This is a genomic window from Staphylococcus sp. HMSC055C03 (genome assembly GCF_001809385.1).
Lineage (GTDB): Bacteria > Bacillota > Bacilli > Staphylococcales > Staphylococcaceae > Staphylococcus > Staphylococcus simulans.
In genome coordinates, this window is sequence record NZ_KV797515.1 from 1 (window position 1) to 13,463 (window position 13,463).

The 13,463-nt window shown below is 37.1% G+C and carries 12 protein-coding genes and 1 riboswitch; of the genes, 4 read left to right on the top strand and 8 right to left on the bottom strand.

From position 1 onward, the window contains the following. Positions 1-231: 231 nt before the first annotated feature. The 8 genes from HMPREF2603_RS12275 to rpmH form a co-directional block, all read right to left on the bottom strand. A complete protein-coding gene (locus tag HMPREF2603_RS12275; RefSeq protein ID WP_070468855.1) occupies positions 232-1,392 on the bottom strand; it encodes an aminotransferase class I/II-fold pyridoxal phosphate-dependent enzyme in 1,161 nt (386 codons plus the stop codon). Positions 1,393-1,474: 82 nt separating this feature from the next. After that, positions 1,475-1,586, bottom strand: a riboswitch (SAM riboswitch). A gap of 97 nt (positions 1,587-1,683) precedes the next feature. Continuing rightward, on the bottom strand, positions 1,684-2,592 hold the full coding sequence (locus HMPREF2603_RS12280; RefSeq protein ID WP_060803760.1) for a hypothetical protein: 909 nt from the start codon (positions 2,590-2,592) through the stop codon (positions 1,684-1,686). Between the two features lie 123 nt (positions 2,593-2,715). Then, positions 2,716-3,558, bottom strand: a complete 843-nt coding sequence (gene noc / locus HMPREF2603_RS12285; protein ID WP_023014877.1) for a nucleoid occlusion protein — start codon at positions 3,556-3,558, stop codon at positions 2,716-2,718. Positions 3,559-3,604: 46 nt separating this feature from the next. After that, positions 3,605-4,327: a 16S rRNA (guanine(527)-N(7))-methyltransferase RsmG gene (gene rsmG, locus HMPREF2603_RS12290; protein ID WP_060803761.1), complete on the bottom strand. Its 723-nt coding sequence runs from the start codon at positions 4,325-4,327 to the stop codon at positions 3,605-3,607. Then, positions 4,328-6,202, bottom strand: a complete 1,875-nt coding sequence (mnmG, locus tag HMPREF2603_RS12295) for a tRNA uridine-5-carboxymethylaminomethyl(34) synthesis enzyme MnmG (protein WP_002480299.1) — start codon at positions 6,200-6,202, stop codon at positions 4,328-4,330. Positions 6,203-6,217: 15 nt separating this feature from the next. Continuing rightward, positions 6,218-7,597 (bottom strand): tRNA uridine-5-carboxymethylaminomethyl(34) synthesis GTPase MnmE, encoded by a 1,380-nt coding sequence (gene mnmE / locus HMPREF2603_RS12300; RefSeq protein ID WP_096754688.1) that lies wholly within the window; start codon positions 7,595-7,597, stop codon positions 6,218-6,220. Positions 7,598-7,730: 133 nt separating this feature from the next. After that, a complete protein-coding gene (rnpA, locus tag HMPREF2603_RS12305; RefSeq protein WP_023014874.1) occupies positions 7,731-8,084 on the bottom strand; it encodes a ribonuclease P protein component in 354 nt (117 codons plus the stop codon). A gap of 142 nt (positions 8,085-8,226) precedes the next feature. Continuing rightward, positions 8,227-8,364: a 50S ribosomal protein L34 gene (rpmH, locus tag HMPREF2603_RS12310; RefSeq protein WP_000240855.1), complete on the bottom strand. Its 138-nt coding sequence runs from the start codon at positions 8,362-8,364 to the stop codon at positions 8,227-8,229. 643 nt (positions 8,365-9,007) lie between these two features. Between rpmH and dnaA the strand changes: the two genes are divergently transcribed. The 4 genes from dnaA (at position 9,008) to recF (ending at position 13,454) form a co-directional block, all read left to right on the top strand. Continuing rightward, on the top strand, positions 9,008-10,372 hold the full coding sequence (gene dnaA / locus HMPREF2603_RS12315; RefSeq protein WP_023014873.1) for a chromosomal replication initiator protein DnaA: 1,365 nt from the start codon (positions 9,008-9,010) through the stop codon (positions 10,370-10,372). Positions 10,373-10,629: 257 nt separating this feature from the next. After that, positions 10,630-11,766 carry a DNA polymerase III subunit beta gene (gene dnaN / locus HMPREF2603_RS12320; RefSeq protein ID WP_060803763.1) on the top strand — a complete coding sequence of 379 codons (1,137 nt, stop codon included), beginning with the start codon at positions 10,630-10,632 and terminating at the stop codon, positions 11,764-11,766. Between the two features lie 369 nt (positions 11,767-12,135). Next, the gene (gene yaaA, locus HMPREF2603_RS12325; RefSeq protein ID WP_199790672.1) at positions 12,136-12,345 is read left to right on the top strand and encodes a S4 domain-containing protein YaaA; all 210 of its coding nucleotides are present in this window, start codon (positions 12,136-12,138) and stop codon (positions 12,343-12,345) included. Next, on the top strand, positions 12,342-13,454 hold the full coding sequence (gene recF, locus HMPREF2603_RS12330) for a DNA replication/repair protein RecF (RefSeq protein WP_002480293.1): 1,113 nt from the start codon (positions 12,342-12,344) through the stop codon (positions 13,452-13,454). The genes yaaA and recF overlap by 4 nt, the downstream gene beginning before the upstream one ends. Positions 13,455-13,463: the final 9 nt, after the last annotated feature.

A 13,463-nucleotide genomic window follows, 5' to 3' on the forward strand; every position in this document is an offset into this window, starting at 1 on the left:
TATTAGAAGTCAGAACATTTATGTCCCGACCCCTATCTCATAAGCCTAGGTAGAATATGGCTTAGACCATACGCCTAACATTTTTACACTCAGCTACTTTCCAGAGTTCCTGAGTGTTTTTATTACAGTAATAGCATAACACCTTTTGAAACTTCTTATAATCAATAATATACGTATAAACGTCTCTATAACAACGTTATGAGGGATTTTATTCACTACTTAAATAAAAGATTATTCTTTGTACATCGCACTAAGTGATTTCAACCGCTTCGCCGCTTCATCTAATTGCTCATCCTCTAACGCAAGAGACACCCTTACATAATGACGTCCATTTTCACCAAATGGAATACCTGGCGCCACTAAAATAGATTGATCTTGAAGTAAGAATTCCACAAATTGTTCTCCGTCATATCCTTTTGGTGCTTTCAACCATAAGAAGATGCCACCTGTCATCGGTTCATAAGGGATGTTTCCTTCATCTAAAATCGCAGTGAAACGATCGCGACGTGCTTTAAAGACTTCACTTTGTTTATCTAAGAAATAATCATAGTTGTTAAGCGCAAATGTCGCCGCATCTTGAAGCGCACCAAACATACCCGCATGGTGATGTGTATGATATTTCTTCAAAGCTTGAATCACATCTTTGTTGCCGACTGCGAAACCGACACGATAGCCAGACATATTATAGCCTTTAGAAAGTGAATACACCTCGATTGCGACTTCTTTGCCTCCAGCTGTCTGTAGGATACTCGGATTTTTATGGTCAAAACCGAACGCTGCATATGCAAAATCATGTACAATTTTCGTTTGTGTACCTCTGAACTTTTGAACTACATCATCAAAGACATCTTGTGTAACAGTTGATCCAGTCGGGTTATTAGGATACGTTAAATAAATCAATTTAGTCTGACTTAAGACTCCCCCTGGCACTTTATCAAAGTCAGGTTGATAATATGGTGGTTCTAACTCTAACGCATAAGGTTTCGCATCTGCGAACAACACCCCTGCTAGGTAATCTGTATAACCTGGATCTGGCAATAAAACGTAATCTTCAGGGTTAACAATACAATTCGGCAAACCTACTAATCCATTCTTTGTGCCATATAAAATACAGACTTCATCATCTTTATCCAATTCAACATTATATTGTCGTTTATAGAAATCAACAATTGCTTGCTTAAAGCTTTCTTTACCATGAAACGCACCGTACTTTTGGTTTTCAGGCACACGTAATGCGTTCGCAAATTCATCGACAATGCCTTTAGGTGTTTCCCCATCTGGGATGCCTACTGCCATATTGATGAGAGGAAGCGGACCATGTTCTATCTTTCTCCCCATTGTTTTTCCGAAATAACTATCTGGTATCTTCGCTAATCTTCTTGAAATCACCATTTAAGTTCCCCCTTTGTTTGATGCGCCTATTAAAAAAGCTATATATCACCTATAAGCGACATATAGCTTTCTATGTATATGGCACCTATCTTTCAAGTTATACTTGTTGGATGTAGCACAGTCAGATTCAATGCCTGGATCTTCTGTTGCTGAAGCGTCATCGGGCCAATTCCCTCTACTTCTCTAGATAAGTTTTAATGACTTCTATTGTACTAAAAATTCTGACATTTATCAATTTAAGTTAAAATGAAAAACTCTACAGCTCACTAAAAGCCGTAGAGTCAATATTCTTTATTCAGGTTGGCCTTTTGAATCAAATTTCTCCACTGAACCATCCGCATTCACAATGTATGATCCTGCTAAATCACCTGATTTATCTACAAATGAGAAGCCCCAGCTTCCATCACTCTTTTGTTCAGGTTCTTTATACGTATACGTGCTTGTATCTAATTTGTGACCTTCATACTCTTCTACTTTATCAATGACATTTTCACGTGTTACTTTATCTTCAGAAGAAGATGAATGACTTTCAGAGCTAGAATTACTGTTGCTTTCTTGTACTGCTGATTGTGCATCTTGATTTGTGATTCGGATTAAATTTGCCACATGTGTAAAGTTCGGTTCATCTTTGTATTGCTTATATAGATCTTTAATATTATAAACTGCTCCCATGTTCGCTAACTGTTGATATGGATTGATACCTTGTGTCCCTGATACCAACACTTGTGTATCACTCACACCAATAACTGCCGCAAATGGACCTTTAGAGTTAGTTGTGCCATAAATTACCATATTTTGAGGTTTATTTGTTACGATTTCAGAACTACCTGTATAAAGTGTTAATTGCTGAATTTCTCGTTGTCGCGAACCGCCATTCGTATTTTGGACATAGCTGTGGTTTAATAATTCATTTGCTGTCACTGTAAATTCAGCTGTTTTAGGTGCATATAACGCTAAAGCGACCTTTTCTTGTGGTGTCAGTTGGCTGATAGCTTGTTCTGTCGTTTGTTTATGAGTATGTGATTTTTTATGTTTTGATGTTTGTTCATGTTGTGTGTTTTCTTTTTTCTCTGTTTTTTGATGGTTTGCTTTGTCTTTTTCTTCGTGTTTTTGCGTATCTTCTTGTTTTTCATTTGAGCCGCAACCTGCTAGTAAAATTGAAAGTGCTGCAGCGGTAGTCAATACATGTTTAAATTTCATAGATAGCTTGCTCCTCTTTGTATATTTGAATATATAATTTCATTATATAGAAGGTACGGGACACATATTGTCCTGAATTAAAAGAAAGCATGAAAAAACCACTCGCAACGAGGCGAATGGTTGTTAACGTTTATATACTCTGATTTTAATTTCTAAATAATCATCGTGGTCGCGTTCTTTTTGTTCGACACGGATACCGCTTTGTTCGATAGTTTCAAAGCTGTTTTGTAGTGTTTCGCGTGCTTTCGTCAAATCTTTGGCGAATTGAAGCGGCACTGCTTTAACTTTTTCAGGTCCTACTTTGGCTTTGACTCTCGCTTCTGTTTGTTTCACGTTCAAGTGTTGATCAATAATAATTTGGACCATTTCTTCTTGTTCTTCGTGAGATAAACTTAACAAAGCACGTGCGTGACGTTCTGTAATCTTGCCTTCTGAAAGTTTCGCAAGCACTTTAGGGGCAAGTTTCAGTAAACGCAATTTGTTTGCGATAAAGCTTTGGCTTTTACCAACACTTTGTGCTAATTCACTTTGTGTTGTGTCTCCAAGCTCTAACAGTTTCTGATAGGCTTCCGCTTCTTCAACTGCTGATAGATTCTCACGTTGAATATTTTCTATTAAAGCGACGACTGCTGTTTCTTCATCCGTCATATCACGAATAATCACATCTGCATAAGCCATATGAATACTGCTCATAGCTCTGAAGCGACGTTCCCCAGCTATGATTTCATACATTCCTTCTTCAATCGGTCGTACCACAATCGGTTGTAGCAATCCATGTTCTTGGATGGATTCCGCAAGTTCATTAATCTTGCTTTGATCAAAGACTTGTCTTGGTTGATAGCGGTTCGGCACAATCTTTTCAATTTGAATTGATTCAACATGATTATTGCGTTCATCTTCAGTAGCGCCTGTCATTTCTTCATCTTTATTTGTTAAACCGAATAGTTTAGAAAAAGGCTTTTTCATTCCGCAATCTCTCCCTCTAAATATAATTATATACTAATATTTATTTTTATTTTAGTAAAGGAGATTTGTTAGGCGTTCCGGCTTTTCTCGGGTACTTTTTAGGCGTTTTACTACGCTTTTCAATGATAATAATTTGACGCTCACCTGCATCTTCAGGCAATTCAAAAGTTTCGATCGCTTCAACTCTGCCGCCGAAGACCCCAATCGCAAAGCGTGCTTCTTCTAACTCTTCTTCACCTTTAGAAGATTTCATCGCTACGAAATGACCGCCTGTTTTCACTAACGGCAAGCATAACTCACTTAACACTGTGAGACGTGCAACTGCACGTGCTGTCACAATGTCATAAGACTCCCGGTTGTCTCCACGGGTATTCCCAAAGTTCTCTGCACGCTCATGTACAAAGCTGACACCTTGTAACCCTAAAGCATCGGCAAGATGATTTAGGAATTGGATACGTTTATTCAACGAATCTACAATTGTCACTTTCAGCTGTGGAAAGACAATTTTTAACGGGATACTTGGGAACCCAGCACCAGCACCTACATCACAAATGCTGAGTTCTTTTGTCATATCCACATAAAATGCGGCTGTAATTGAATCATAGAAGTGTTTCAAATATACTTCTGATTCATCTGTAATGCTTGTTAAGTTCATTTTTTCATTCCACTCTACAAGCATTTCATAATAAGTTTGAAACTGTTGTTTTTGTTGGTCGTTCAATGTAATGCCGTGTGTTTCTAGCTTGTCAGCCAACCATTCAACACTCATTTATTTCACCCTTTCAAGCTTACCTTGTTCTAGATAAATCAGTAAAATTGAAATATCAGCAGGGTTAACGCCTGAAATACGTGACGCTTGTGCAATGTTTAATGGTTTAACTTCTGCTAATTTTTCACGTGCTTCACTTGCTAAGCTGTCAATTTTACTATAGTCCAAGTCGTGTGGAATTTTCTTCTGTTCCATACGTTTTACTTTTTCTACTTGTTGTAATGATTTATTGATATAACCTTCATATTTCGTTTGAATTTCAACTTGTTCTTCAACGTCAGCTGGAATTTGATGTTCTTCTTCTAAGATATCAAGGATTGCTTGGTAATCCATTTCTGGACGACGTAGTAATTCAATCGCTAAGATACCGTCTTTTAATGGAGAACCGTTACGTGATTTAATCACAGATTGTGTGTGTTCATTCGGTTTAATACGAATGTTAGATAAACGATCAATTTCAGCTTGGATTTGATCACGTTTTTCATTGAAACGCGCGTAACGTTCTTCTGAAATCAAGCCTAATTCATGACCTAGGTCAGTCAAACGTAGGTCTGCATTATCGTGACGTAATAATAAACGATATTCTGCACGTGATGTTAATAGACGGTAAGGTTCATTCGTACCTTTTGTAATCAAGTCATCAATTAAGACACCGATATAAGCATCAGAACGGCTTAATACTTTTTCGCCTGTGCCTAATACACGTCCTGCCGCATTAATACCCGCCATTAAACCTTGGCCAGCCGCTTCTTCATAACCTGAAGTTCCGTTAATTTGACCTGCAGTGTATAAGTTTTTGATTTTCTTAGTTTCAAGTGTCGGCCATAATTGTGTCGGTACTAATGCATCATATTCAATCGCATAACCCGCACGCATCATATCTGCTTTTTCTAAGCCAGGAATCGTTTGAAGCATTTCACGTTGTACATGTTCTGGCAAGCTTGTTGAAAGACCTTGAACATATACTTCGTTCGTGTCACGACCTTCTGGTTCTAAGAATAATTGGTGACGTGGTTTATCGTGGAAACGCACGTATTTATCTTCAATAGATGGACAGTAACGTGGGCCTTTACCTTTAATCATACCTGAGTACATCGCTGACAGATGCAAGTTGTCATCAATCACTTGGTGTGTCTTATCATTTGTATAAGTTAACCAGCATGGTAATTGATCTAAGATATATTCAGTTGTATCGAAACTGAATGCACGTCCTACATCATCACCTGGTTGAATTTCTGTTTTATCATAATCAATCGTTTTTGAGTTTACACGTGGCGGTGTACCTGTTTTGAAACGTACGACTTCAAAACCAAGTTCACGTAAGTTATCCGCTAGTGTAATAGATGGTAATTGGTGATTAGGGCCACTTGAATATTTCAAGTTACCTAAAATAATTTCACCGCGTAAGAATGTACCTGTTGTGACGATAACGGCTTTTGAACGGTATTCTGTACCAATATTCGTACGCACACCTTTAATTTCGTCATCTTCAATAATTAATTCGTCTACCATTCCTTGCATGATATGCAAGTTTTCTTCATCTTCTAATACACGCTTCATTTCACGTTGGTATAAAGCTTTATCTGCTTGTGCACGTAATGCACGTACTGCAGGTCCTTTACCTGTATTCAACATACGCATTTGAATATGCGTTCTATCGATTGTTTTAGCCATTTGACCGCCGAGTGCGTCGATTTCACGAACAACAATCCCTTTAGCTGGTCCCCCTACTGATGGGTTACATGGCATAAAACCAACGTTATCTAAATTAATTGTCAGCATCAATGTGTTGGCGCCGCGTCGTGCAGAAGCAAGTCCTGCTTCAATACCGGCATGCCCAGCACCGATGACAATTACATCATAATCCAAAGCCATACTTTGTCCTCCTTTTTATTTTCCGAGACAGAACTGACTGAATAACTGGTCAATCAATTCGTCGCTTGCAGAAGCACCGATAATCTCTCCTAAAATCTCCCAAGTTCTAGTTAAATCAATTTGAACCATATCCATAGGAATACCAGCTTCTGCTGCATCTATTGCATCTTGTATCGAGTGACGTGCTTGTTTCAGCAATGAAATATGTCTTGAGTTTGAAACGTAAGTCATATCTTGGTTTTGAACTTCACCGCCGAAGAACAAGTCACGAATTTGTTCTTCTAATTGATCAATGCCTTCTTGTTTTAACATAGATGTTTCAATGACTGGCATATCTCCGACCATATCACGAACTTCATCTAAATCAAGATGTTGTTCTAAATCTGTTTTATTCACAATCACAATCGCATCTTCATTCTTGATGACTTCATATAATTTAACATCTTCTTCTGTTAATGCTTCATTGTAGTTTAAGACAAATAAGATTAAATCTGCTTCACTTAAAGCTTTGCGTGAACGTTCCACACCGATTTTTTCTACAATGTCCTCAGTCTCACGGATGCCTGCTGTGTCGACGAGACGAAGTGGTACACCACGCACATTGACGTATTCTTCCAAGACATCCCGCGTAGTACCCGCAACTTCTGTCACAATCGCTTTATTATCTTGAATTAAGTTATTCAACATAGAAGACTTACCGACGTTAGGCTTACCGACTATAACTGTCGAAAGTCCTTCTCTCATGATTTTACCCTGTGTACCTGTTGCTAAAAGACGATCGATTTCTGATTTGATTTCTTCTGATTTCTCTAATAAGAATTCAGTTGTCGCATCTTCTACATCGTCATATTCTGGGTAATCAATATTCACTTCAACCTGTGCTAGGATTTCTAAAATAGATTGACGTTGACGCTTGATCATATCACTTAAACGTCCTTCAATCTGATTCATCGCAACTTTAGACGCTCGGTCTGTCTTAGAACGAATGAAATCCATGACTGCTTCAGCTTGAGATAAGTCAATACGGCCATTTAAGAATGCGCGTTTTGTATACTCCCCAGGTTCAGCCATTCTAGCACCAGCCGTCATTGTAAGTTCTAATACACGATTAATCGTTAAGATTCCGCCGTGACAGTTAATTTCTACGATATCTTCTCTTGTAAATGTTTTTGGTGCACGCAGCACGGATACCATTACTTCTTCTACTACTTCATTCGTATCAGGATCGACAATATGTCCATAATTAATTGTATGCGAATCTACTTCAGCTAATGGTTTCTTTCCTTTATAGAGTTTATCAGTGATTTCGATTGCACGACTTCCTGATAAACGGACAATACCAATCGCACCCTCTCCCATCGGAGTAGAAATACTGGTAATTGTATCTAAATCCAACATGCTGCTTCGCCTCCTCTACTTAAATTTCTAACTCTATAATTGTAATGACTTTTATTGTAAATTGCCACATATGTGTTCGAATTCTATGGAGGTTAGACTGACGTTTGTCTGATATAATACTTCGGTTAGTCTACTTTATTCTCTTATTGAATAGTTTTGCAATTTTAAGTACATGCTCTAAACTTTTTTGAATTTCCAGTACAGTCATATCTTTTGCAGGTTGTCTTGCAATAACAATAATCTTTTTCGCAATCATATCTTCTTTATGTACTTTAAAGTTTTCTCTGATTGCCCTTTTAATACGATTGCGTGTCACTGCATTGCCGAGTTTTTTAGAAACACTGATTCCTAATTGAAAATGAGTCAAATTTTTATCTGGCATGACATAAACGACAAATTGGCGATTTGCGAATGACTTTCCTCTTCTATAAATCGTTTGAAAATCGCTATTTCTTTTAATGCGATATGCTTTTTCCACTTCCATCACTCACTTATTTTTCTATTCTTGCTGCTCCCCTACCCTATCATTAAGTTCTAGTGTAAAGAATCAGAACTGTATTTTCCAACCCGTGTATCTTTTTTACCTGCATGAAAGCAAAAAAAAGACCACTGATAGGTCAGTGATCTTATGCTGATAAAACTTTACGGCCTTTGCGACGACGACGCGCTAATACTTTACGGCCATTTTTAGTGCTCATGCGTTTTCTGAAACCATGAACTTTACTGTGTTTACGTTTATTTGGTTGATAAGTACGTTTTACCATGTAAAAACACCTCCATATCGAATCTATCTTCATTTATAGTCGCTTTCTCATCTTAACAATGTGATGAGAGTCTTGGAAAAGATCTGCATCTACAGCCTCATCTAATATAACCGAGATATTACAGCCTTCTACCAAGTATCACCGAAGTATTTCTACGGTGTCTGCGAAAGGTTAAGCATCTGTATCAAAAGGCTTACCTTACTTAGTTCAATTATCAATATCTTAGTCATAATTCAAGCAACTACTAAAATATAACAAATTCAACCTTATAAAGCAAGTACATTTTAAGTGAGATATATTCAAAAAGTTATCCACTTATTCACAGATGAACAGTGACATTCTGTGGATAATTATGTTACTATACACAGACGTTTGCACATAAAAACCACATATCCACAAGAGTTTGACAGGTAGATTTGTTAATAAGTATAATTGTGTGGATAAGTCTTGTAAGGTTTGATAAATAAACGGTTTACAACTTACAATTATCAACATTTTTTCTGTGTATAACGCAAAATTAAATAAAGTTATCCACCGATTGTGATTAACTTGTGGATAATTATTAACAGCCTGTGTGGAAAGTTATCCACGGGGTGTGATTTTGTGTATAAGTCAAAAAATTTTAAAGAAAGATGGAGTTTATATGTCAAAAGAAGAAATTTGGGAAAAAGTTCTTGAATTAGCTAAAAGCGAATTGGCAGAAGTCAGTTACTCAACTTGGTTTGAGCCTCCAAAAACAAAGCTGATCGACATCGAAGATTCTGAAGCGATTATTTTAGTCGAAGATAACTTCATTCAAAATTTTCTAAAGAAGCAATACATGGATATTGTAGAAAATTTATTCGAAAAAGCGATTGGAACGCCGCTTAAGCCTCGATTTGTCATTCAAAGCGATTTAACAGCTGATAAAAAACTTAAAGATGATCAAAAAGACAAACAGCCAGAAAAAGAAACGGAAACTCCTGGTTTCCTAAACAGCAGCGAAGATCAATTTAACGCACACAACACATTCGAAACTTTTGTTATCGGACCTGGGAACCGCTTCCCTCATGCTGCAAGTCTTGCAGTCGCGGAAGCACCCGCAAAAGCTTACAACCCACTCTTCATCTACGGAGGCGTAGGTTTAGGCAAAACTCACTTGATGCATGCTATCGGTCATTACGTTCTACAAAATAATAAAGATGCGAAAGTTATCTACACATCAAGTGAAAAATTCACGAACGAATTTATTAAATCTATTCGTGATAACGAAACGGAACAATTCCGTGAAAAATACAGAAACATTGATGTTCTATTGATTGATGATATTCAATTCATTCAAAACAAAGAACAAACACAAGAAGAATTCTTCCATACTTTCAATGACTTACACCAAGCAGAAAAACAAATTGTGATTTCAAGTGACCGACCACCAAAGGAAATTTCGAAATTAGAAGATCGCCTGCGTTCACGCTTCGAATGGGGCTTGATCGTTGATATCACACCGCCTGATTATGAAACAAGAATGGCTATTCTGCAGAAAAAATTAGAGGAAGAAGATGTGGATATTCCATTAGAATCTTTAACCTATATCGCAAATCAAATTCAGTCGAACATTCGTGAATTAGAAGGTGCATTAACACGTGTCATCGCCTATTCAAGATTACAAGGTGAACCGATTACGACTGAACTGACTGCTGAAGCACTAAAAGATATTATTCAAACACCGAAATCTAAGAAAATCACAATTCAAGATATTCAAAAAGTAGTCGGTCAATATTACAATGTGCGCCAAGAAGATTTCATTGCAAAAAAACGTACGAAATCCATTGCCTATCCGCGTCAAATCGCGATGTATCTATCACGCGAACTTACAGATTTCTCCCTTCCTAAAATCGGAGAAGAGTTCGGGGGACGTGATCATACAACTGTGATTCATGCTCATAGAACAATTCGGGTAGATATGGAAAAAGATCCGATTTTCAAACAAGAAGTTGAAAATTTGGAGAAAGAAATTCGAAATCAGTAAACATTTAAATAATTTTACTAGCAATTCGGGTAAAAATAAGTGAGAAATCGAAGCTGTTATAATACAGCGAACTAAATCGTCATTGTGGACAATGTGTAAAAGTTGTACACACCATACACAGTTTATCCACATGTGTATAACTTTGTGTGACAAGGTTTTATCTCGGTTATCCACTTATCCACAGCCCCTACTACTATTACTACGGTTTTAAAACCTATATAATTAAGTTATAAACAACTGAAAGGAGTTTAAAATTTATGATGGAATTCACGATTAAAAGAGACTATTTCATAAATCAATTAAATGACACATTAAAAGCCATTTCACCAAGAACAACATTGCCGATCTTAACGGGTATCAAAATCGATGCAAAAGAAGAAGGCATTATTTTAACAGGTTCAGATTCTGAGATTTCAATTGAAATTTCAATCCCTAAAGAAGTTGACGGAGAAGAGATTGTAACGATTGCTGAAACAGGATCCGTTGTACTTCCTGGTCGTTTCTTTGTAGATATTATTAAAAAATTACCAGGCAAAGATGTGAAGTTATCAACAAATGAGCAATTCCAAACATTGATTACTTCAGGTCATTCAGAGTTCAACTTGAGCGGCTTAGACCCAGATCAATATCCACTATTACCTCAAGTTTCTCAAGATGACGCAATTCAATTACCAATTAAAGTACTTAAAAACGTGATTGCACAAACAAACTTCGCAGTGTCCACCTCAGAAACACGGCCAGTTTTAACTGGTGTGAACTGGTTGATTCAAGATAATGAATTAATATGCACTGCAACAGACTCACACCGTTTAGCAGTTCGTAAACTTAAACTAGAAGACGAAGACATTGATAATAAAAATGTCATCATTCCAGGTAAAGCTTTAGCTGAACTTAATAAAATTGTCACTGATTCAGAAGATGACATTAATATCTTCTTCGCATCTAACCAAGTGTTATTCAAAGTCGGCAACATCAATTTCATTTCAAGATTGCTTGAAGGACATTATCCAGATACATCTCGTTTGTTCCCAGAGAACTACGAAACAAAAATTGAAATGAGCAACAGTGATTTCTATCACGCAATTGATCGTGCGTCATTACTTGCGCGTGAAGGCGGTAATAACGTAATCAAATTAAGCACTGGCAATCAAGAAGTCGAACTTTCTTCTACATCACCAGAAATCGGTACGGTAAAAGAAGATGTTGATGCAAACAGTGTGGAAGGCAGCAGCTTGAAAATCTCATTCAACTCTAAGTACATGATGGACGCTTTAAAAGCAATCGATAATGACGAAGTAGAAGTTGAATTCTTCGGTACGATGAAACCATTCACATTAAAACCAAAAGATGACGATTCAGTTGTGCAATTAATCTTGCCAATCAGAACATACTAATCTCAAAAACAAAAGGTGACATTCACTTTAAAAAAACGGAAATCCTCTTTGCAGGGTTTCCGTTTTTTTATGCCAGATTCAAAATAACAACGTGAAATTCATTTTAAAGTGTCTCAGATGTCGCTGAATGCATTTTAAAATTATTTAGGATAAAAATATCGATGCGCTTAAAATGTTCAATGTCACCTTTTAAAATGCGAAAAATGAGTGTTAAAGACGCTGAAAAATTCAAAATATGAGATTAACGTGAAAAAATGATGAGAAAACGCTAGATTTCAACCGCTCAAACATGAAATTTATTACGAAAAAAGGTATAATATATTAATGACCTTATAAAGAAATGGAGTGAGTGTGTTGACTGAAAAAATCATGGTTGAAGGTGACATTACTTTAGGACAATTCCTGAAAACTGAAGGCATTATTGAATCAGGTGGACAGGCAAAATGGTTTTTAAAAGATTTCGAAGTTTTCTTAAACGGTGAGCGTGAAACACGTCGTGGTAAAAAACTCGAAGATGGCGATCAAATTGAAATACCTGAAGTGGGTTCTTTTGTAATTGCTCATCAAGGTGACCAATGAAATTAAATGCACTCCAACTTGAAAATTATCGCAATTATGAAGAAGTCGCATTGGATTGCCATCCAGATGTGAATATTTTGATTGGTGAAAATGCGCAAGGCAAAACTAATTTATTAGAATCCATTTACACACTTGCATTAGCGAAAAGCCATCGAACTTCAAATGATAAAGAGCTCATACGCTTTGGGGCTGAGTATGCTAAAATAGAAGGTGAGCTGAGTTATCGACATGGGAAGATGCCATTGACCATGTTTATAACTAAAAAAGGCAAAAAGGTTAAAGTAAATCATTTAGAACAACATCGTCTGACACAATATATCGGACACTTGAATGTTGTTCTTTTTGCCCCAGAGGACCTGAATATTGTCAAAGGATCACCGCAAGTCAGACGTCGCTTTATTGATATGGAGCTAGGTCAGATGTCTGCGGTTTACCTGAATGATTTGTCTCAATATCAACGGATTTTGAAACAAAAGAACAATTACTTAAAACAGCTTCAGATTAAGCAGAAAACAGACCGCACAATGCTTGAGGTATTAAATCAGCAGTTTGCGGAGTATGCGCTTAAAGTCACTTTGAAGCGTGCGCACTTTATCGAGGAATTAGAAGTGCTTGCACAACCGATTCATGCCAGCATTACAGACAACAGAGAAAGCTTAGAGGTTAAATATCGTCCGAGCTTGAAGTTGTCTGATACTGAGGATGAAGCTGCTTTGTTTGAAGAAGTGCAGCAATTGATGGCTGACAATATGGACAGAGAAATAGAACGCGGCGTGGCCCTTTATGGTCCGCACCGTGATGATTTAGGTTTTAACGTTAATGGGATGGATGCTCAGACTTATGGCTCACAAGGTCAACAGCGGACATCTGCATTATCAATTAAGCTGGCTGAGATTGAACTGATTAACAAAGAAGTCGGCGAATACCCTATCTTATTGCTTGATGATGTGCTGAGTGAATTAGATGACTCTCGTCAGACTCACCTGCTGAGTACAATTCAAGATAAGGTGCAGACATTTGTGACTACAACGTCTGTAGAAGGTATTGATCATGAAATTATGAAACATGCAAAACTTTACCGAATCAATCAAGGTGAAATTATCAAGTGATAGAAAGTG